Source organism: Leptospira meyeri (genome assembly GCF_004368965.1).
GTDB lineage: Bacteria > Spirochaetota > Leptospiria > Leptospirales > Leptospiraceae > Leptospira_A > Leptospira_A meyeri.
The window spans coordinates 21138-40756 of record NZ_SORO01000004.1 but is presented as its reverse complement, the minus strand read 5'-3'; the positions used below and the strand labels follow the sequence as shown (position 1 = coordinate 40756).

Here is a 19619-nt window from a genome sequence, read left to right as displayed (position 1 = left end):
AGTTTAGCCAATTGAACCAACAAATGAAAGATAAAAGGGGAAAAATGAATTAAAAATAGAATGATTCTATTTTACAAAAGAAAAAAAACAAACAGAGCGTAGATGCAACCTGCTAGTTGGTAAATTAGTTTCGCATTCCTCGTCACAACGAGTTGACCAGTCAGAACCAACCTTACCCAAACTATTGCCGTTGCGATAGAAATTAAGAACCATACGAAAGAATGACCATATCTAACGAGAAAAAAAAGAAAACCTTGTTTTCCATTTCCCAATCCTTCTGGCCAAACATAGAACCAAAGAACGGTAAACAATATACTAATCATAAGACAAAGAAAAATGAAAAAAATGATCCAATATTTTTTAAACTGCAATGCCATCAGAAATTTATTTTTCCTCCAACCTTGACTTCACCTCATCCAAAATTTCCTGATACGCTACTAGTCCCAATTGGTATTCAATCTCTGGTCTACCCTGTCCCGTGATGAAATCTTTAAAACTCCAATCATAACGATTTGGATCTTTCCCAGAATCAAACCAATCCTTAAAGATGACTTCATTATTTTCTACTATAACTTCAACTAGGTGGTAAGGTTCAGAATTTTGCCAATATCTTTTTTCAGTCATAAATTTTCTGGTTCCTTTCGATTTGATTGAGCTCAATGAAAAATTATATATCATTTGTCCATGATTGTAACTGAACAATCGAAACAAATACAATCTAATGAAGTTCAATATAGATTGCAGAGCAAAAAAGAAAAAAATCTAAGTGATCAAGGATCTTGTTGTTCTCATAATTCAGCTGTAAAATTTAAAAAAAGCGATCCTATAGAAGAGAATTACCTTGCAATTTTCGTCTCTAAAAATATCAATCACCACAACAAGAAGGACAAAACCGGATGATTATATTTCAATGCCCCACCGCAGTTACAGAATACCTAGAAGATAAAAAGATCGTTGTTCTTACACAAACTGGGAAAAATACTGGGGCCAATTTAAAAGACAGTTTAGACAAAGGTGTTGAGGCTCTCATCCAAAACAAAGCTGTTAAATGGCTATCAGACAATCGTAACATGGGGACACATACCGCAGAAGACGTGGAATGGTTAAACAACGATTGGACTCCACGTGCCATCAAAGCTGGTTGGAAAAAATGGGCACTGGTACAACCGCAGTCCGCCTTATCAGCTATGTCCGAAAAAAACCTAGTCGATTTTTTTGCTTCTAATGGAATTGAAGTTAAGATCTTTGAAACTCCAGAAGAAGGATTCAAATGGTTGGAGTCAGTTTAGATTCCAAAAATGAAATTTAATAAAACGACTCAATACACAGTTTTATCAATTGTTTTGGTAACCATCCAGCTTTTATCCGTTTTGTATGCTCTCTTTGGCCAAACGGATTTTAGTTGGACATTATTGATCCTGCAATCGGTAGGATTTGTTTTTTCAGTTATCATGTTATTTTTTGTACTGAGGCAATTAAACCAGTACAAACAACAATTTTCTTCCATCAAACGCATTTTGATCAATGCGATAAAAGGGAATCTCAACATTGATCCTTCTGTTAAATCAAAATTAAAAAAGACCAACGAAGTTGATTCAATATTACTTTCTTTATTTGAATTATTGCATATTTTCCAAGATATCATCACCCTTCTAAAAGAAGCTACCGGAGGACTATCTGCATCTGTGGATAATGCAAAGTTAGCAGATGATTCATTTCACTCCAGTTTGATTCGACAAAAAGATTATTCACAAAACTTAGATTTAACGGTCCGTAAAATGACGGACAATATGACAAACATCGAAAATGCTTCCACAAACAATTACGCAACCTTAATTAGCGTTTCAGAAAGCATCAGAGTGCTGTCAGAACATATCAATGAATCGGAAAAAAATAGTAACCTTTCAAAAAATTTAACCTTCGGTATCTCTGAAAAAATCCAAAAAGGCAACAAAGCAATGGAAGAAATGGCTAAGGTCATAGAGAACATTGCAATCAGTTCGGGCAAAATTGAAGGGATGGTGATTGTCATAAAAGAAATTTCTGAAAGAGTCAATCTATTGGCATTAAATGCATCGATTGAAGCCGCAAGAGCAGGTGAATACGGCAGTGGTTTCGCTGTTGTCGCCCAAGAAGTATCAAAACTAGCAACACAAACATCCAATAGCATCAAAGAAATTGACAACAATGTTAAAAGAAACAAAGAAGAAGTTACACTCAATCGTCAAAAAATTAACGAAACAAATCAATTATACAAAGAGATTATTGGAGAAGTAAAACAGATTTTTGAAAAGATTGATTTCATCTCAGAATCGGCCAACAACCAAATGCAGATCAAAGAAAAATTGATTTTCGAGTCCGAACAACTTTCACAGATGTTAGCAGAGATCAAAGAAAACATTGCTGACCAAAACAACTCTCAGAAACTCATTTCCGACGTTGCCCAAGCAATGGATTCAAGTGTCAAAGCAACTTTTTCGGAAGGTGAAAATCTCTCAAAACTTTTAGAAAAAATCAGATCCACCACAGATGATATTGGTGGTGTCATCCTTTTATTTAAGTAAAAAACATTCATCTCCGAACTTAGTTTGCAAAACTACATTTAAATTTATTGCATCTTAATTCAAAAATTTTCGAATTTTGAAAAATATTTTTATTCTCTGTCAAAAACCGCAGTAATTGAGACTTCAATTGTACTAAATATTATCATAATTTTTAGTATAATTACCACTTCACTAAAGATATATTTTCTAGTTGCTTATATTCTAATTTAATGTTTCTCTTCTCTTTTACATTTTTGTCGCCATAACGGAAAGAGAGATGGATACAGAAGAGCAAAATCCCAATATTCATCCAAAGAATAGCTCAATGCATGGATTTGATTTTCACTGTATTTTTAAATCCCTGCCTGAACTGTATATGCTCTTAGACCTAGATTTCCGCATCATTGACATCAGTGATGCCTATGCGAAAGCAACTCTCATTAAAAGAGAGAATGTAATCGGACATAATATTTTTGAGGTATTCCCTGACAATCCGAATGATGAAACCGCAGACGGTGTCAGGCAGCTTAAATTTTCTTTGATGCAAGTGATCAACTACAAAGTCGCAAGCACAATGACATTACAAAAGTATGATATTCGTAAACCAGATGGTAGTGGATTTGAAGAAAGATATTGGAGTCCAAGAAATTTTCCGGTCTTAGACGAAGAAGGCAACTTACTTTGTATAGTCCATCGAGCAGAAGATGTCACTGAATTTGTTAATTTAAAACAACAAAAAAGGGAACAATCTGAAATCACCGAGGACATGCAAGATCAAATTGTCAAAATGGAATCTGAAGTATTAATCCGAGCGAAAGAAGTAATTGAAAAGAATGAAGCACTATTAATTAGCGAACAGAACTTATCAATCACCTTAAGTTCGATTGGTGATGCTGTCATTACAACTGACGAACATGGCATTGTGAATCGTTTGAATCCAGTTGCAGAGGATTTAACGGGATGGAAAGAAAATGAAGTAATTGGTCACCTTCTTAGTGAAATTTTAAAAATGATTCATGCTCAAACACAATTATCAAAAGAAATTCCCATCTTCGAAGTTCTATCAACAGGGAAACCAAAAGGAGATAACCAAGATTCAATTTTAATTCACCGGGATGGAAGAAAAATTAACATTTCCAATAATTGTTCCCCCATACGCAATAAAAAAGGAAAAATCATCGGATCCATATTAGTATTTCGTGATATTACGGAAGAAGTAGCTGCAAAAACTTTTTTGGAGAAAGCAAAAGAAAAGGCCGAGTTAGCCAATAAAGCAAAAGACTCATTTCTTGCCACAATGAGCCATGAAATACGCACTCCCCTCAGCGGACTCATTGGAATGTTAGAGTTACTCTCTCACACTACATTAAGTAAAGACCAAAAACGAATGGTTCAAAGTGCACTTGAGTCCGGAACCAGCTTACTTCGTATTTTAAGTGATATTCTGGATTGGTCAAAAATTGAAGATGGGAAGTTAGAATTATCACTACAGCCAACATCGATTAGTCGATTACTTTCGGAAGTAGTTAGAACGTATTCACATATTGCTAGTTCCAAAGGCTTAAAATTGTCATATACGATTGATGAAAATATCTCCAATGCCCACTTAGTAGATCCTTTACGATTATCACAAATCTTGAATAATTTTGTTAGCAATGGAATTAAATTTACCCCAAAAGGCTCAATACAAGTTTCAGCCGTCTTGTTGAAAAATCTATCTCATGCACAGCAAATTAGGTTCTCAGTCACTGATACAGGGATTGGTCTCAGCAAAAAAGACCAGTCTAGGTTATTTCAAACTTACACACAAGCAACAGCTGATACAGCAAGATTGTACGGTGGTACGGGACTTGGCCTTGCAATATCCAGACGATTGGCTGACTTGTTAGATGGAGAAATCAATATCGAAAGTACCCCAAATGTTGGCTCCACCTTCAGCATCATACTTTCACTTCCTACACTCAAAATCGATTTGAACGATCTAGAATCATTTAACGCAGAAGAAAACCCATCTATATCAATTTTACACAAAGATTCATATATACCAAGAATTCTAGCAGTCGACGATCATTCTGTAAATTTAGAACTTTTAATTCGCCAATTAGAATCATTCGGACTCCAAGCAGATGGGGCAGAAGATGGCGAAAAGGCAATTAAATTATGGCTTAAAAATAAATACGATTTAATTATCACCGATTGCCATATGCCAATTAAGGATGGTTATACTTTAACAAAAGAAATCAGAAATCTAGAAAGTTCGAACTTTCAAAAAAGAATTCCAATCATTGCCTATACGGCAAATGTATTGAGCGAAGAAAACGAACATTGCCTATCCGTTGGCATGGATGATGTATTGATTAAACCAGCTCGATTAAACAATCTAAAGCAAACTCTTCTGAAATGGATACCTACTGTCATTACTCCTATCCAGGAGAATGCACCGGATACACTGATTGGCTCAGAAACCCCGGTTGATTTCATAGAACTTTCTAATATTGTCTCTGACAAGAATGCACAAATTTCAGTTCTAAAAAAGTTTAAAACTCATCACCGGACCGATCTTACAAAACTGATTGATCAATTAAAAAACTCAAACTTTATAGAGGCCATTCATTTGGCCCATCGCTTAAAGGGTTCAAGCCAAGTTGCTGGGGCCAAAGAATTAGTGAAAGGTTATGTAAAAGTTGAGTCCCTAATTAAACAAAACGAAATTGATAAAGCTTTAAAAGAAATTGAGGTAATGAAAGAAGATGTTTTAAGCATCGAATCTTTCATTGATTTGTTATAAATTCATTTAACTTTGAAAAGGTGCTATTATGATTACAAATGATTTAAATTTCTTAGTAATTGAAGATGATGATTTTCAAAGAGAAGTTATTGTCGACATTTTGATCCGTTTGGGTGCAATGCATGTCACCCAAGCTCGAACAGGAAGCGAAGCGCTAAAAATTCTAAACGAAATAAACCCGACTCCTATCGATATTATACTTTGCGACTTAAATATGCCGGAAATGGATGGTATGGAATTTATTCGTCACATTGGAACATCACATTCTTCAATAGCAACCATCATCATGAGCGCACTCGACGGGGCTCTAATTGAATCGGTTCAAAGAATGGCTAGTGCGTATGGCGCCAATATACTGGGAGCTATAGAAAAACCAATCACACCGGTTCACGTAGAAACTTTATTGTCTTTATACAATGCTCGCGACTCAAAACAAGGAAAAACATCAAACCAAGGATCACGTTTTACACTTGGAGAAATCTTGGAAGGTTTAACGAATGGAAACTTCGAACCTTTCTTTCAGCCGAAAATACATTTGGCAACAGGAAAATTAATTGGTGCGGAAGCATTAGCAAGATGGATACATCCTCTACATGGTGTCATTCCACCTTATGCATTCATTGATTTATTAGAAAAAACTGGTAATATTGATATACTTACATTCGTTATGTTAGAAAAATCAGCAAAGGCTTGTCAAATCCTCCATTCTCAAGGATTTAACATTTCTATTTCCATCAATTTATCGCTCAGTTCTTTAACTGATACAAAACTTGCAGATAAAATCACTCGCATCATCTTAGATTCAGGGATAGATCCCAAATATATAATTCTTGAAATCACAGAAACGGCTGCGATGACAGAGATGGCTCCTGCTCTTGAAAATTTGGCACGTCTTCGAATGAAAGGATTTGGACTGTCCATCGATGATTACGGTACAGGTTATTCCAGTATGCAACAAATCGCAAGAATTGCATTTACTGAATTAAAGATAGACCAGTCGTTTGTCCGCGAAATGGCAACGAGCAATGTATCCAAAGTACTAATCAACTCAAGTATTGATATGGCAACAAAATTGCAAATGAAATCAACTGCAGAAGGAATTGAAACGAAAAAAGATTGGGAACAACTACAAAGTATGAATTGTGATCTAGGGCAAGGTTACTACATTGCCAAACCAATGAACTTCGATGATTTTCTAAACTTTTGCAAACACAGTATTGGAACCTGATAAGATTTTGGTCGCTTTGATTGTGAACCTAACGCAAGTGAGTTCACCTCAAGATGAAAGTGGGTCAAAAGCCTATTGTTAACTTAAACGATACAAACGCCTTTTTGTAAGGCAAACTGCATAGGGATTTTTCCCTATGCAAAAAAGTGAAATTACTTTTTCTTTCCAGCTGTTTTTTCAACAACAGGAGTTCCTTCCACATAAACACAATTTAAAAATACCCAAACACCGTGTTTTCCTTTGATGGTTACGTCTTTTAATCCAGTTGCACCAGGGGCTTTACTGAGTGCATCACGAGTAGCAGCTGCAATACTTTGGTCATACCAAGTATTCAAAACAGTGAATCCACATTCACTTCCTTCAACTGTTCCAGTACCAACAACTTCTAAATTTGCAGGAGCTTCCAAAGAAACTTCTTTAAAATTACCAACTTTATAGGAGCAACTTACAGCAAATGCAATTGCGAAAAATGCCAACCATTTCATATTCATATCTTTTCCTAACCTATTATTTCAGCTTTCTCATTTGAGCACAAGAGGAACCAACATTTGTATCCCATTTGAAACCAACATTTTGGTTTTTGACATTCCCTCTCGCTTTTGCGTCTGCAAAAACATCATCATAAATTCCAATGATGATTGTACCACATTTTTCACCTAAAACAGTGTCCGATAATTCTGCTGAATCATTTTCTGCCGGAACTAAATATCCTACTTTTCCTGCAGTGACACAATTTGACAGAAAAACGATAATTCCTAAAAGGAATATTTTTTTCATTTTTGTTCTCCTTAATTCGGTTATATGGGGATACAATCTGGATTGTGTAAAGAAAATAAAAAAGCGTTTTTTCTTTTAATTTCCCAAAATTATGACCGCCGAACAAATGAACCAGCGAAGAGAAGTAAACAAACGTTAAGTTCTTGGATAGCCTAAAAAACTAGTTTAGTAGTACATCTTGTTCGTCATCTATCTGAGAATCCAAAGATTCTTTTTGTGGCCCCCACCCATTCTTCATCCTATTGCCTCGATGTCCAAAAATGCAACAATTCGCTTAATTTTTATTTTTTATAAAACATTCATTATATTCACAATTTCGAATTTTCGTATTTACTATTTTTTATAACCACATAACTTCGTATAAATTATGAAACTCATTATTTCATTTTTTCTTATTTTATGCCTCTTCCATTGTAAAAAAAACGAATCTTCGGATATGGAGACAATTTTACTTGGTATGATCCTTCTCACCCCCAATGATGTAATCTTAGAACGAGGTTATCCGGGATCACAAAACCAACTGCAGAATGCAGAACTCGTAGGAAAAACTTCTGGTATCACAATAAAAATTGGAGGTGTGACTGCAACTGGAGTTTCTGCAACGAGTTCGGATACTATCCAGTTCACTATGCCGACCGTTCCAGGGATTACTGAAAACTCTGCGGTTGATTTTATAGTTGAAAAAGATGGAAGTGCCGTTTACAGCACAAAAGTTCGATACAGACCTCTTGTTAGTTGGAATATCAACCAACCACACAATATCTACCGTCCCATCGATGGAAGAGACAATAAAAGTTTTTTTCAAATCACTGCAACTACTGCAACCCATGTATTCAATACATTCGGTCATGGTTTGGCTGATTTAGATATTTCTTACTTCACAAGCATTAACGGCTCACCAATCCCATTTGCGGCAAGAAGAGTCAATGGCGCAGAATTCAACAAAGTAGCATTAAATGCAGGAACTGTCTATGTGATGGTTCAACATGTCGGAGGTTTGGGTGGAACATATAATTTACAAATTGCGAATAGCGGAGTTGTTGCAAGTTCTTCAGCAAAATTGACTTATTCAGGTTGGACATTTAATCTTTGTTACGACACAATGGGTACAGGACCAGCAACCGCAAATAATTGTGATGCACAAATGGCAGTCTATTCGCCTACAAGAAGCGGACGTTGCACCTATCCGAGTGACCAAGGCCTAACAACAAGAAACTACTATTTTGAAGGTGGATTCGATACGGCATATGCACAAAACACTTGTTTGAATCCTGGTGGCGGATCACAAAATGAAGCGGAGTCCATTTTTATCCCAAACTAATTTTTAACTCCGGTAAAAAATTAGTATCTAAAATTACATTACAGAAGGTGCTATTCGATACGGATGTTCGCGATGAAAAACAAACGGATCGAATTTCTTCTCTTTTTATTAATCTTCCTTCTATGCCAAAAAACTACAGACCCTTGAATGATTTTAGATTTATGACTTTCCTGATACAAGTCTGAATTCTATTAATCCATTTCACTGGGAAGCGAATTACCTGCACTCTTTTCAAATTGAAGCATTCTCTCTCGACTAATTCCAATTAGATTGTGTTTCAAAGCCAACCGGTCTCCTAAAAAATCTGGTGCGAGACGAATTTCGACTACACGAAACCAAACCTCCTTGGGAGGCACCATAAAAACATGATTAACGCACAAACATTTGAATTTAAATCCAAAACTATGTTCAACAGGTAGGGCGGAATGAGGTGCTGCAAAAAAGTATATAGGAGTTTCTGTTGAGTTTTTCATCACAAGCAGAAATTGTTTTTTGTTTCCTGGTTTAAGAACTAACGTACTTTCAGGAATCAATTCCCCAAAGGGAGTTTGTTTTCCGTCTTTTACGGTTCCTGTAGTCCATAATGCAAGAGTTTGCGCACCACTTGGCTCTCGAATTTCCATCTGTAAAGGAAGCGTTGTGTTCTCCCATTGGATTTGAATCGAAACCTTATTGGATTTTTTAGGAGAGGAAACGGTCTTTTCAACATTCGTATGTTCATTTTTTTCGCCTTCCCCCTTACAGGAGAAGGAAAACAAGATAATGATATACCAGCTAACAATGGCAATTTTTGAAAAATACATTTTATTCCAAACTTAATTCTAAAGCTGAAAAATCTAAGTTCTCTGTTTTTTTAGCGTTGGTTAAATAGAATTGTTTTCCGCGCATTTGTAGTGTCACAAATTCTTGAAATATTTTTTCAGTATTATTTGGATCGGGATTTTTGACAAGGTTACAATCCCGTCCACATCCATTACAATCTCCGCCACCATAATCTAAGAAATTTGTAAAAGTTTGTTTGCGAAGAAATCCAAATATCCGCATATAAATTTTACCAGGTGAGATTTCTTTAATTTCATAATTCCCCATTCCATAAAAACGATGAGAACTTTCTTCACCAGCATCGTAATTAGTGCGAGCAGTGGATCCTTCTAAAAAGAATGTCCCATCTGACCGGAGTCGAATTGTCCAATCAGAAGAAGTGGGTGGATCTAAATTTTCTTCCACAGCAACCTCGTTCTCCGCTCCTGCCGGCAGATCAGTGATCTCCTCAGAAACCATGGAGGATACTTCTCTTCCCGTCAAACCACGATTTAACACCTTACGTAAGGAAGCTTTCGCAAAGGAATCAAAGTTTTTAGCGGCTGTATCCTTGGATTTAGGGAGAGTGTCCATTGCAAACCAATCTCCGTCATCACCAAAACGTAACTCAGACAAGACGATTCCTTTTTCCGTTAGCCCAGGATAAATCTCCTCCACTTTCATCGTTAATTTTTTGCCTTTAAAAGGAGTAGGTAGCTGGATTTCTTGACTACCCATTGTATCTTCTACATTGATTTTTGCAGAGTATCCATCTTCTCCTGTCAAAAGAAAAGATTTTACACGACCATTTTTTATACAATGGACATCAGATCGTTGGTATCCGTTCCAGATTTTCAGTACCGATATTTTTTTCTTATCTGCAAATTCGAAATTGAATGTAACTCCAACTCCACCTTTAATCGATGAATAACCATTTTCGTATTTAGAATCAAAAAGATTCATAACGGAATAAGTTGGCTCTGGAGAAGCAGTTTCAGAAGCGAGAACAGTCCCGGCGACAATTTCAGGAGCGTACGTTCTGTACGACCCACCTTTTTCATCGTAAAACTTAACGGACTTAAGGCAGATATTTTGGTTTCTTTGAAAATTTAATGTAACAGATCTTGCTTGTACGATCGGATCAAATATGACTTCTGAATTTGATTTTTGAACATCTGTACTTGCATAAACTTCATCAAAGTTAACATAGGCAGCTATTCGGTCTTTGAATTGTCCAGAACACGATTCTATTGTAACCTTGCTCAAAGGGAAAGAATTGTCTGCATAAAAATGCAATTTGACAAACTCCGCACCACCTTCTGCTTTCCACTCTTTTCCATCTAACACGAGAAAAGGGAGCCCATTTTCCATTGATGTAGAAGTCACCATCGAAAAGTGGAGTCTTTTACCACAATTCAATGTCAAAAGAACAAATGAGACCAAAATGGGAAAGATGTACGATCTACGATTCATTGCCAGTCCTTATCAAACGTGGATCAAGAAGAACTTATTATTTAAAGAAGGCAAGATATTTTTTAATGACTTACGGTGTCTTCCAAAACCCGTTCCCAAGATTGAGAATCTAATGCTCCGACCACCCAACGCCCGTTGACCCAAAATGTAGGAACAGAACCTACACCAAATTTCATAGCTTCGTTCATTTCACTTCGCACTTGAGAAAAATATTTTTCAGGGAGAGTCTTGGGTTGGCAATCCGTTATCGCATCCCATTCCTTGACTTGCAGATCATCACCACGCAATATCTTTTTGGAATTAGAATATAACAACTGCATATGCCCTAAGAAATATTTTGGATCTTTCTCCCATAAACAACGACCTAAAGCCAAGGGAAGTAACCCCTCTTTCGATTCTCCATCTAACGGAAAATCTTTGTGAATATATAAAATTTGAGTTTTGTATTTTGACAAAAGATTCTTTGTGTGTGGAAAACTATCACGACAGAAATTACACAAATAATCACTCCATTCAACAATAATCCATTTAGCATTCGATGAACCAAAATTAGGTGAAAATTTCAGATTAAGTTGTTTGAATAAATTTAAATTCGTTGCCTGAATCGGTTTTTGTTTTAGTGCAATCCCCGTTTTGTGGAAGATTCGGCTCCAAACAATCCGGATCCGTATTGAATCTCTTTGTTTATCAATTAAATCTGTATCAACAATAAGTTTCGGTGTTAATTTTTTTTCCTTTTGCCAATACAGATTTATTTCCTTTTCTGATACTAATTTTTTTTCCTCATCTTTCCAGACTGCTAAAGATTTTCCCAATAATTTTGTTTGAGCATTCAATTTCGCCAAATTCAAATTAGATGACAACGTTTCTTTAATCGTTTCTTCGGAAGGTAGCTTTTCTGGTAGATAGGAAACCTCTGAAGAATTTTCGGTGCAGGAAACGAAGAATAACAAAAAAAAGAAATATATCGCAAAAGAGTAGCATGAAACGAAGAATTGATAGACAAACTTTTTCATTCTTTCCTCTTCATTCCATTACGAAAATAAGTATCAAAGATCCCGGTCCATCAACATTTCTTTTACTTCTATCTCAATTCACTTAGCCTATTTTTGTTCCATTGCCTTTTCCAAAAACTGGTTTAATGGATATATATTACGGTACGATTTTAAAGTTTCGTTTAAAAATTGGTCGGAAGTTAATTCCGAATTTTTTATTTTTTTGGCAACAGCAAATCCTTTGTATTTTAAGAGCTCAATCAGTGGATGATCTTTTGCAAATCCTTTGGGTGCCGTCTTTAATTTTTCTGCATAAAATTCCGTGCCAAAATCCTGAACAAATTTACGATCATCTAAAATTGATTTGAACCTTTTTGTATCACTGATCATTCGTTCCCTTATTTTATGTAGTGATTTTGGATCAGGTCCATAACAACCCCCACCGACTAACGAATGATCTGGTTCTATGTGAAGATAATAACCGGTGCCATCAATTTTCTTATTCCCACCTCTCAAAAATATCCCAATGTGAGTTTTATAAGGACTTTTGTCTTTCGAAAACCGAACGTCTTTATAGATGCGAAAGATGCATGATTTTGGATCAACTCCTTGTACACTTTTGTCGAACTTTTCAATTCCTGCCAAAAGGTATCCCGTCATTAATACTAATTCATTCTGAATGGCAACATAACGATCTTTGTTTTCAAGAAACCAGTTTCTGTTGTTATTCAATTTTAACTCAGTTAAAAAACTTAAAACAGTTTTGCTAATTTTCATGTCAGATCAATTCCCTTGCGATTGTTATATTCATCGATTCTACCCATTGAATTAAATTTCAAATAAAAGAACTGGTTAGTTAAAAAAACTATGGTTTCGGGCAGTGAATTTAAAGCCACCCGTTCTTGCTAATAAAGAATAAATGGTAGTTATATTCATATTTGTAAGACGAAAAATGACAATGTATTTCAATGAAATCAAATAAAACTCTGGATTTTTTCTCGAATTCTGTTCTTTTTGATCTCCGAGGTTATCAAGATGAATTTTATTTTTTCCAATATCAAATGGATTATGGTAGGTTCGGGTATTATTACCTGTTCCATGATACTTTCCGCATTACACCCAACACTCGGACTCATGTTAACATTTGGTGATACATTAAACGGAGATTTGGCGAATATCATTGTTCGCAACTGGGGAGCTCTCATCGCACTTACCGGAGGGATGTTAGTATATGGTGCCTATAACGAACCAAATCGCAATTTAATTCTTATTGTTTCCTCAATTAGCAAAAGCACATTTGTTTTGCTCAATTTGATTTATGGACAATCCTACATAATGAAATCAGGGATCGCTCTTTTATTTGATTCCATTCTTGTGATTATTTTTGTTTCTTATCTTCTGAGCCAAAATTCTAAAAAGTAAAATGAATTGAATTCGGGATAATAAAGATCAAATTTTTTTTCTGACTTAAGTGGGATACCTACATCGTTCAGCAACGCCAACCTAAGTCAGAAATTTTGATTAAAAAATTTTTATGAATGGAAAGACACTTTTTTAGTTTTGCATATTTCCGCATAACGGAGCCCACTTTTTCGAATTCTCCGTTTCATACTGTTATAATCTACTTCAACAAGTCCAAATTTTGGTCCGTACCCATCATTCCACTCAAGATTGTCTAAAAATGACCAGTAATAATACCTTTGAACAGACACACCTTCATCCAAAAGCCGACGAATCTCTGCTAAATGATCAAAAATGTATTTTTCTCTCTTTTCGTCTTTTTCATCAGGAATCCCATTTTCAGTAATGTAAATCGGAAGTTTGTATTGATCCCAAATTCGATGACAAACGAATGACAGACCTTCCGGATAAATCTCCCAACCCAAGTCATTTTTTCGAGAATCAGGACACTGAGGATCAACCATTGGTACGGCAAATAAATTTCCTGGATTGTAACTAACTTTGAAAAGATGGCGGGAATAATAATTGATTCCAATGAAATCACAAAACACACCCTTACCTTCCGGATAACCGAATCCAATGGGGAAAGATAACTTTCCTTCGACAAATCCCTTTGTTTGGATTTCGTGAAAAAGATAATCGCTCAGAAAACAACCAAGACGGGCCAAAGGATGAGAAGTTAGAGGTGAAAAAATGGCAAGATGGTGCGCAAATCCAACTTTCGTTGGTCCAATAAAATTAGATTCTGTTCGGATTTTATGAATGAGTTTATAGGATTTCAGGTGAGCCAAGATTAGTCTCCGAGTGACTTTTAAATATGCGGGGATATCTCCATAACTTCCGGGAGGATATTTACCATCCACATAACTATCATTAGCAAATACATTTGGTTCGTTTATGGTACACCACTCAGAAACAAGATCACCAAACTGTTTTACTGCAAATTCAACAAAATCAAGAAATTCTTTCACTGCATCTTTTCCTAACCATCCGCCCTTTTTCTGAAACCATTCGGGGCAAGAAAAATGATGCAGAGTCACAAGAGGTTTGATCCCGACTTCCAAAAGTAGTCGAAACTCATCACGATAATGTTCCACTGCATCCTTGGACCATTCGCCTTCAGCAGGTTGGATCCGACTCCATTCAATACTCATCCGATAACATTCTTGATTGAGTTTTGAAAGAAGGTTTACATCTTCCACATAACGTGCGTAATGATCTGCTCCAGTAAAACTGGACTCACCTTTCCCTACTTTACCAGCCAAAGACCAATGATACCAATTGTTATTGGTATCCCCTCCTTCAATCTGTGTCGCTGCAGTTGCCGAACCCAATAAAAAATCTTTTGGAAGTTCAAAACTTTTAGACATTCCCTTCTCCTTTCCAATGTTCAATTTTAAATCCATCATTCATTTTATGTGTTTTTTACCATAACCTCTTCCATCTTTGCTTGGAACAAAAGAAAACCTAAAGTGGAAATGACTCCTCCAAAAAAAATAAACAACTCTGGTCCAAAACTTTTTGATTCCCAATTGGTTCCGACAATTAACAAATAGATGACGGGAGCAATGTATTGGTTGATAAACAAAGCGGCAAAGGTCAATTGGTTGGTCAGTCCCCCTTTTAAAAATTTCCAAAGGAACAAATTGGGATTCGATAGAATTGTAGAAAGAGCAAGAGTTGCCATAAACACCATCTCGAGTGGGGAAATTCCAACTCGTGGATCCATTGCCATACTGAGATAAGTTGGATTTTGGAAGATATGTCCTATTAAACTAATTCCTCCAGGAACAAGTGCTAGGTGGATTAAAATATCATCCAGAATCCAAATGCTTTTGGGAGTTTTGCGGAGATACAAAAGGATTTCATAAATACTAAAAAACACAAGACCAATGGAAGTAAAAACAGAAGTCATCACCATAGTAGACTTAGGATTGATATGAACCGCTGGAGCCGATAACAACATCAAAATAGAAGAAATATTGCCACCACCCACAATCATTAAAAAGGCAAGATTGGCAGTAAAAGGCCAGAGATGGAAATGCCTGGTGGAGAGTCGCAAACCCACAATCACGAGTAGTGAAATTGCTGTAAAAATAGACAATACTGGACCATCGGTTCTGTAAAACAAAGGAACACCTAAAATCCAAGCACCTAACACAACCAAAGTACCTATCAAAATCATTATATCAAGTATCTCGGCCCAGGTTCCAAATCGTTTTTCCATACAGTTCTCCTTCTCCTCTAAACTGCACCGATTGGCCTTGGTTTTTCTTTTTTTGCAATTCAAATTTTCTCTTCAAAATCTTTTGAGAAAAGCTGGGAATGAATTGAATTTCTTTCCTTAAAATTTCATCGTAGATAAACGTTTAGGTGGTCTATGGCAACAAAGAAAAAGGTTTCGAAAACTACTTCAAAAAATACAAATCCGGCTCCCGTTCTCACTGAATCAGGAAGGATGGTGGCTTATAGCGACGCTATTTTTTCTATTGCTCTCACTCTCATGGCTTTAGAAATCAAAATCCCCCATCCCGAAGAAATTGGGGGAAGCAGTTTACTTTTTGCTCTTTTAGAAAGATGGCCAAGTTTTTTAAGTTTTTTTATTAGCTTTATGATCATCACTGTGGTCTGGACAAATCACCATACCATCTTCCGACATGTAAAATACGTAGATCATAACCTAATGATCTTAAATAACCTGCTTTTGTTAAACGTAATTTTTATTCCATTCTGCTCTGAAATGCTCGGAGAATACATGTTACAAAACGATACAAATGCTAAATTTGCAGTCTTTCTTTATGGAGCTTGGATTGCCATCGGAGGGATCCCGTTCAACCTCGTCTGGAGGTATGGAGTCAAAAAGAAAGAACTACTCAATCCAGAATCCAACCCAATCGAAATCCAAAAAATCACTTCACATTTTATCAAAGGCCCTTATATTTACGCCTTCGTTACCATATTATCTTTTCTGAATATATGGCTTAGCATCATTGGATTCGGAATTCTCATTTTATTTTTTCTTGTCCCTACGGCGTGGTTGTTGCGTAAGAAGTAAGAACGTTGGTATGCAGGCGTTCCCAATGGGATAGGAGCTTCAGAAATTGGAAGTTTAAGGGTCGGGTTACTCCGGGGAGCGCTTCGTTTGGCAAGTATGCATTACCGATGCCGTCCGTTTCTATTGATTTCATTTTTGCTTATTTAGTATTTAGGACTTCCATGTAATTAATCAGTCGTTCCAAATTCATCAATTTATATTCGCATTTCCCTATTGACACCAATTTCGATCCGCCAAAAAAATACATTCTAGTATGAAAAGCAAAACAAACACAATGCGATCGTTTTTGTTTCTTATTCTTTATTTCGTTGTCGCCCTACTGATTAATTGTGCTTCGTTTAGTTCTAAAAAATCAGAATATAACGAAAGTATTGCCTATGTTACTGCTAAATCTGGATTGTTCCTCCGAGAAAAACCAGGGAAGATCAATGCCAAAATCACATTAGTACCTTTTGGAAAGGAAGTTACGATACTGAAGTACACTGATGTAGAAGATACGATCGAAAACATTAGAGCAAAATGGGTGGAAGTTAATTATAAAGATTTTAGAGGCTTTATGTTTAGTGGATTTTTATCCAATTCACCATTCACCTATGGAATTAGCGACCAATTTCGTTCTTCCAATGCAAAAGCTGATGATCATTATGAACCATTAGATCCTAATCTCTGTAAAGACTCAAAAGATAAAGTATATTGTTTTTCCAATCATGGTTATCAATTATTAAAAGAAGGTTATTACAAAAAAGCCACTACAGCTTTTTCATCTGGTTTAAACTTAGATCCAAATAACCATCACTTGCTGAATAATAGAGGTTACGCATACTATCTGCTAGGTGAAGAAAAAAAAGGCATACATGATCTTGAAAAAGCGATCCAACTAAACCCAAACGAATACCTCCCCTATTTCAAAAGAGCACTCGTATACACAAACTTAAAAAAACACGATTTAGCGATACAAGATCTCAAAAAATCCATCCAGCTAAATTCTCAAAGTTGTATTTCCTATAACAATCTTGGTTGGGTGTATTTACTGAAATCAGAATGGGAAAAAGCAAAAATCGAATTAGAAAAATCAAAGGATTGTGATCCAGGGTCTCCCTATCCTTATGCCAACCTTGCCATTTATCATTATATGTCAAAAAAAGATAAAACCAAAACGTTTGAATTCTTAAAAAAGGCATTAGAACTACATTATGATATTCGAATTCTTTATGACAACGAAGAGGACGGTCAATTTTATAAGGAATGGAATCAATCTCCTGAATTCCTGAAGTTTATCGATAAAAATAAATAAATGCGATTGATCAAAAAACGCTATTGACTTGATATAATTCCAGTTCCATCGGGAAACTGATACTGGCAGAATTAAATGGTATTCTGATAAGCAATCGAATGTATCGGTAACACTTAACACCTTTGCTCTTTTCAATGGAGAATCAAATGTCGAAAAAAAGTTCATTATTCAAACGTATTCTAAAATCCGTCTTCAGTATTTTTTTAACCCAAACCAAAATTTCAAAAATAGAACGGCTAACGAACACTTTTGTTCTCATCGAAATGTCTGGAAAAAAATTAAAAGAATCAAAATGGGTGCCTGGTGGCAAAGTGCAGATCGATGTCGGAAATTTTACATACCGTACTTACACTCCCATTAACGTTGATAAAGTCGAAGGCAAACTTTCGTTATTATGTTATCATCGTAATGAAAGTCCAGCTTCCCATTGGATCAATGCCTTAAAAGTTGGTAACCCTTGCGAAGTTTTTGGCCCTCGTGAGTCATTGGATTTTTCAAATCTTGAGGGAGATGCCATCCTATTCGGCGACGAAACTTCTTTTGGTATTGCGAAGGTTCTGCAAAACAAAGTTGGAAAAAAATCTAATATATTTTTTGAGCTGACTTCAGTAGAAACAAGTAAAGAAACTCTAGAAAAATTAGGAGTTACGGGACAAAGAATGATAGAACGATCCCCTGATAGTTCACATCTCCAAAAAATTGCAAAAGAAATTTCGGACCACATCTCACAGATCTCCGATACGAAGATTTTTTTAACCGGACGGGCAAGTTCTATCCAACAAGTCAGAAACTATTTGAAAAATTCCGGCATCCCAACTAACAAAATAAAAGTTCGTGCCTACTGGGCAGATGGAAAGATCGGCCTGGACTAGTGGGGCGATATCTTCCTTCACAGTCGGTCAGTGAGTTTTATAAAAACAATGCCCAGTTAGAACATGGTGACGAAAACAACGAAATAACCATTCTTTTTCAGATATCCCATCTTTTATGAAATTCTTAGAACAGAGATCTGCTGAAGAAGTTGTTTAGTTTCTAAATGATCGTCCTTATCGTATCACGAACGTTATTTTCAAAGGCGCAATTGATAAGTTTAACGGTGATGCAATCAAGACTATATTTGGCACTTTATTCAAACAAGTAGTCGGCAAATATTCATTAAATGATTGGTTCGAAATTCGGGAAATTGGTCAAATCCTTGTCAAAGGAATATCAACCGCAGTGTATTAAGTGGTTTGTTTAGAGGTTTAGAAAAAGAGCTTCATCTTCGAATATTTCCAAAAGTTTTTTTCGTTCTCATTCATTGGAATGTGCTATGAAGAATCACCTAAGCCACAAAAATGAATGCTATATTTTAACTTAACTTTTTGATCGACAGAGGGTGCACTATCGCCAAAATAGACCGATCGGATCACCATTCTAGTTCTGGTTTCAAAAAATACCCATTACGAAGGAACCCCATATGAATGTACATGAAAACAAAAAAATCGTTATCGATTTTTTTAGACACTTGAATGAACGAAATTTGAAAGAGGCATTCGAATTATTAGATGATGACTTACATTGGTGGATTGTTGGAACCATACCTGTTTCAGGCGATTACGACTTTAAAAAGATAACATTTGGCTTTAAAATGATCTTCCGTGCATTTGAGAACTTCCAGTTTACTTTGAAAGAACTGACGGGAGAAGAGGAACGAGTGAGCCTAGTTGCCGAATCACACGGAATTAGAAAGTCTACTGGGAAACATTATAACAACCAATATCATTTTCTATTTACTTTGCACCAAGGTAAGATACGGAAGGTAAAAGAGTTTTTTGATACAGTCCATGCATTGTGGGTAGAAAGTCCGGAGAACTAAGGATCTCGAGTTAAACCAAGTAAAA

The 19619-nt window shown here is 35.9% G+C and carries 20 protein-coding genes; 10 read left to right on the top strand and 10 right to left on the bottom strand.

The features are described 5' to 3' along the window. Positions 1 to 71: 71 nt before the first annotated feature. Both CLV96_RS19880 and CLV96_RS17795 read right to left on the bottom strand, forming a co-directional pair. Positions 72 to 377: a hypothetical protein gene (locus CLV96_RS19880; RefSeq protein WP_004784499.1), complete on the bottom strand. Its 306-nt coding sequence runs from the start codon at positions 375 to 377 to the stop codon at positions 72 to 74. Positions 378 to 384: 7 nt separating this feature from the next. After that, positions 385 to 624: a hypothetical protein gene (locus CLV96_RS17795; protein WP_004785475.1), complete on the bottom strand. Its 240-nt coding sequence runs from the start codon at positions 622 to 624 to the stop codon at positions 385 to 387. 272 nt (positions 625 to 896) lie between these two features. Between CLV96_RS17795 and CLV96_RS17790 the strand changes: the two genes are divergently transcribed. The 4 genes from CLV96_RS17790 (at position 897) to CLV96_RS17775 (ending at position 6559) form a co-directional block, all read left to right on the top strand. Beyond that, entirely contained in the window at positions 897 to 1289 is a 393-nt protein-coding gene (locus tag CLV96_RS17790; RefSeq protein WP_004786438.1) for an STAS/SEC14 domain-containing protein, read from the top strand. Between the two features lie 9 nt (positions 1290 to 1298). Next, the gene (locus CLV96_RS17785) at positions 1299 to 2564 is read left to right on the top strand and encodes a methyl-accepting chemotaxis protein (protein ID WP_004787113.1); all 1266 of its coding nucleotides are present in this window, start codon (positions 1299 to 1301) and stop codon (positions 2562 to 2564) included. A gap of 256 nt (positions 2565 to 2820) precedes the next feature. Then, entirely contained in the window at positions 2821 to 5331 is a 2511-nt protein-coding gene (locus CLV96_RS17780) for a PAS domain-containing sensor histidine kinase (protein WP_004784514.1), read from the top strand. Positions 5332 to 5359: 28 nt separating this feature from the next. After that, a complete protein-coding gene (locus CLV96_RS17775) occupies positions 5360 to 6559 on the top strand; it encodes an EAL domain-containing response regulator (RefSeq protein WP_004785417.1) in 1200 nt (399 codons plus the stop codon). Positions 6560 to 6711: 152 nt separating this feature from the next. On the opposite strand, the gene CLV96_RS17770 is transcribed toward CLV96_RS17775, so the two are convergent. Together CLV96_RS17770 and CLV96_RS17765 are read right to left on the bottom strand one after the other, a co-directional pair. Continuing rightward, a complete protein-coding gene (locus tag CLV96_RS17770; protein ID WP_004786434.1) occupies positions 6712 to 7044 on the bottom strand; it encodes a hypothetical protein in 333 nt (110 codons plus the stop codon). 22 nt (positions 7045 to 7066) lie between these two features. Then, a complete protein-coding gene (locus CLV96_RS17765) occupies positions 7067 to 7336 on the bottom strand; it encodes a hypothetical protein (RefSeq protein WP_004787014.1) in 270 nt (89 codons plus the stop codon). 367 nt (positions 7337 to 7703) lie between these two features. Between CLV96_RS17765 and CLV96_RS17760 the strand changes: the two genes are divergently transcribed. Next, the gene (locus tag CLV96_RS17760; RefSeq protein ID WP_004785174.1) at positions 7704 to 8657 is read left to right on the top strand and encodes a hypothetical protein; all 954 of its coding nucleotides are present in this window, start codon (positions 7704 to 7706) and stop codon (positions 8655 to 8657) included. 191 nt (positions 8658 to 8848) lie between these two features. Here the strand turns inward: CLV96_RS17760 and lsa20 are convergent, their stop codons facing one another. From lsa20 to CLV96_RS17740, 4 genes are all read right to left on the bottom strand, one after another. Continuing rightward, on the bottom strand, positions 8849 to 9460 hold the full coding sequence (gene lsa20 / locus CLV96_RS17755) for an LIC11469 family lipoprotein adhesin Lsa20 (RefSeq protein WP_004786701.1): 612 nt from the start codon (positions 9458 to 9460) through the stop codon (positions 8849 to 8851). A 1-nt stretch (position 9461) separates the two neighbouring features. Then, positions 9462 to 10931 (bottom strand): NADase-type glycan-binding domain-containing protein, encoded by a 1470-nt coding sequence (locus CLV96_RS17750; RefSeq protein WP_040917114.1) that lies wholly within the window; start codon positions 10929 to 10931, stop codon positions 9462 to 9464. 62 nt (positions 10932 to 10993) lie between these two features. Continuing rightward, the gene (locus tag CLV96_RS17745; protein WP_004786312.1) at positions 10994 to 11884 is read right to left on the bottom strand and encodes a thioredoxin domain-containing protein; all 891 of its coding nucleotides are present in this window, start codon (positions 11882 to 11884) and stop codon (positions 10994 to 10996) included. A gap of 150 nt (positions 11885 to 12034) precedes the next feature. Continuing rightward, on the bottom strand, positions 12035 to 12703 hold the full coding sequence (locus tag CLV96_RS17740) for a DUF2461 domain-containing protein (protein WP_004784558.1): 669 nt from the start codon (positions 12701 to 12703) through the stop codon (positions 12035 to 12037). A gap of 258 nt (positions 12704 to 12961) precedes the next feature. On the opposite strand from CLV96_RS17740, the gene CLV96_RS17735 reads away from it, so the two are divergent. Next, positions 12962 to 13348 (top strand): hypothetical protein, encoded by a 387-nt coding sequence (locus CLV96_RS17735; RefSeq protein WP_004785633.1) that lies wholly within the window; start codon positions 12962 to 12964, stop codon positions 13346 to 13348. Positions 13349 to 13458: 110 nt separating this feature from the next. Here the strand turns inward: CLV96_RS17735 and CLV96_RS17730 are convergent, their stop codons facing one another. Next, positions 13459 to 14757 (bottom strand): glycoside hydrolase family 1 protein, encoded by a 1299-nt coding sequence (locus CLV96_RS17730; RefSeq protein WP_004787733.1) that lies wholly within the window; start codon positions 14755 to 14757, stop codon positions 13459 to 13461. A gap of 44 nt (positions 14758 to 14801) precedes the next feature. Further along, positions 14802 to 15614: a hypothetical protein gene (locus CLV96_RS17725; protein ID WP_004786754.1), complete on the bottom strand. Its 813-nt coding sequence runs from the start codon at positions 15612 to 15614 to the stop codon at positions 14802 to 14804. A 153-nt stretch (positions 15615 to 15767) separates the two neighbouring features. On the opposite strand from CLV96_RS17725, the gene CLV96_RS17720 reads away from it, so the two are divergent. The 4 genes from CLV96_RS17720 to CLV96_RS17705 all read left to right on the top strand — a co-directional run bounded on the left by CLV96_RS17720 (position 15768) and on the right by CLV96_RS17705 (position 19594). Then, positions 15768 to 16442 (top strand): TMEM175 family protein, encoded by a 675-nt coding sequence (locus tag CLV96_RS17720; protein ID WP_004785717.1) that lies wholly within the window; start codon positions 15768 to 15770, stop codon positions 16440 to 16442. Between the two features lie 253 nt (positions 16443 to 16695). Further along, positions 16696 to 17736, top strand: coding sequence for an SH3 domain-containing protein (locus CLV96_RS17715; RefSeq protein WP_020776644.1), 1041 nt, complete (start codon positions 16696 to 16698; stop codon positions 17734 to 17736). A gap of 146 nt (positions 17737 to 17882) precedes the next feature. Beyond that, complete coding sequence (locus tag CLV96_RS17710; protein WP_004786506.1) at positions 17883 to 18608, top strand: SIP domain-containing protein; 726 nt, start codon at positions 17883 to 17885, stop codon at positions 18606 to 18608. A gap of 587 nt (positions 18609 to 19195) precedes the next feature. Continuing rightward, complete coding sequence (locus tag CLV96_RS17705) at positions 19196 to 19594, top strand: nuclear transport factor 2 family protein (protein ID WP_004787055.1); 399 nt, start codon at positions 19196 to 19198, stop codon at positions 19592 to 19594. The last annotated feature ends 25 nt before the right edge of the window (positions 19595 to 19619 follow it).

Bases quoted from the DNA above. Each gene is read 5' to 3' on its own strand.
- CLV96_RS17750 (WP_040917114.1), bottom strand. From the start codon at position 10,931: ATGAATCGTAGATCGTACATCTTTCCCATTTTGGTCTCATTTGTTCTT.
- CLV96_RS17705 (WP_004787055.1), top strand. From the start codon at position 19,196: ATGAATGTACATGAAAACAAAAAAATCGTTATCGATTTTTTTAGACAC.
- CLV96_RS17790 (WP_004786438.1), top strand. From the start codon at position 897: ATGATTATATTTCAATGCCCCACCGCAGTTACAGAATACCTAGAAGAT.
- CLV96_RS17720 (WP_004785717.1), top strand. From the start codon at position 15,768: ATGGCAACAAAGAAAAAGGTTTCGAAAACTACTTCAAAAAATACAAAT.
- CLV96_RS17735 (WP_004785633.1), top strand. From the start codon at position 12,962: ATGAATTTTATTTTTTCCAATATCAAATGGATTATGGTAGGTTCGGGT.
- lsa20 (WP_004786701.1), bottom strand. From the start codon at position 9,460: ATGTATTTTTCAAAAATTGCCATTGTTAGCTGGTATATCATTATCTTG.
- CLV96_RS17715 (WP_020776644.1), top strand. From the start codon at position 16,696: ATGAAAAGCAAAACAAACACAATGCGATCGTTTTTGTTTCTTATTCTT.
- CLV96_RS17780 (WP_004784514.1), top strand. From the start codon at position 2,821: ATGGATACAGAAGAGCAAAATCCCAATATTCATCCAAAGAATAGCTCA.
- CLV96_RS17775 (WP_004785417.1), top strand. From the start codon at position 5,360: ATGATTACAAATGATTTAAATTTCTTAGTAATTGAAGATGATGATTTT.
- CLV96_RS17710 (WP_004786506.1), top strand. From the start codon at position 17,883: ATGTCGAAAAAAAGTTCATTATTCAAACGTATTCTAAAATCCGTCTTC.
- CLV96_RS17795 (WP_004785475.1), bottom strand. From the start codon at position 624: ATGACTGAAAAAAGATATTGGCAAAATTCTGAACCTTACCACCTAGTT.
- CLV96_RS17765 (WP_004787014.1), bottom strand. From the start codon at position 7,336: ATGAAAAAAATATTCCTTTTAGGAATTATCGTTTTTCTGTCAAATTGT.
- CLV96_RS17730 (WP_004787733.1), bottom strand. From the start codon at position 14,757: ATGTCTAAAAGTTTTGAACTTCCAAAAGATTTTTTATTGGGTTCGGCA.
- CLV96_RS17740 (WP_004784558.1), bottom strand. From the start codon at position 12,703: ATGAAAATTAGCAAAACTGTTTTAAGTTTTTTAACTGAGTTAAAATTG.
- CLV96_RS17770 (WP_004786434.1), bottom strand. From the start codon at position 7,044: ATGAAATGGTTGGCATTTTTCGCAATTGCATTTGCTGTAAGTTGCTCC.
- CLV96_RS17785 (WP_004787113.1), top strand. From the start codon at position 1,299: ATGAAATTTAATAAAACGACTCAATACACAGTTTTATCAATTGTTTTG.
- CLV96_RS17760 (WP_004785174.1), top strand. From the start codon at position 7,704: ATGAAACTCATTATTTCATTTTTTCTTATTTTATGCCTCTTCCATTGT.
- CLV96_RS17725 (WP_004786754.1), bottom strand. From the start codon at position 15,614: ATGGAAAAACGATTTGGAACCTGGGCCGAGATACTTGATATAATGATT.
- CLV96_RS19880 (WP_004784499.1), bottom strand. From the start codon at position 377: ATGGCATTGCAGTTTAAAAAATATTGGATCATTTTTTTCATTTTTCTT.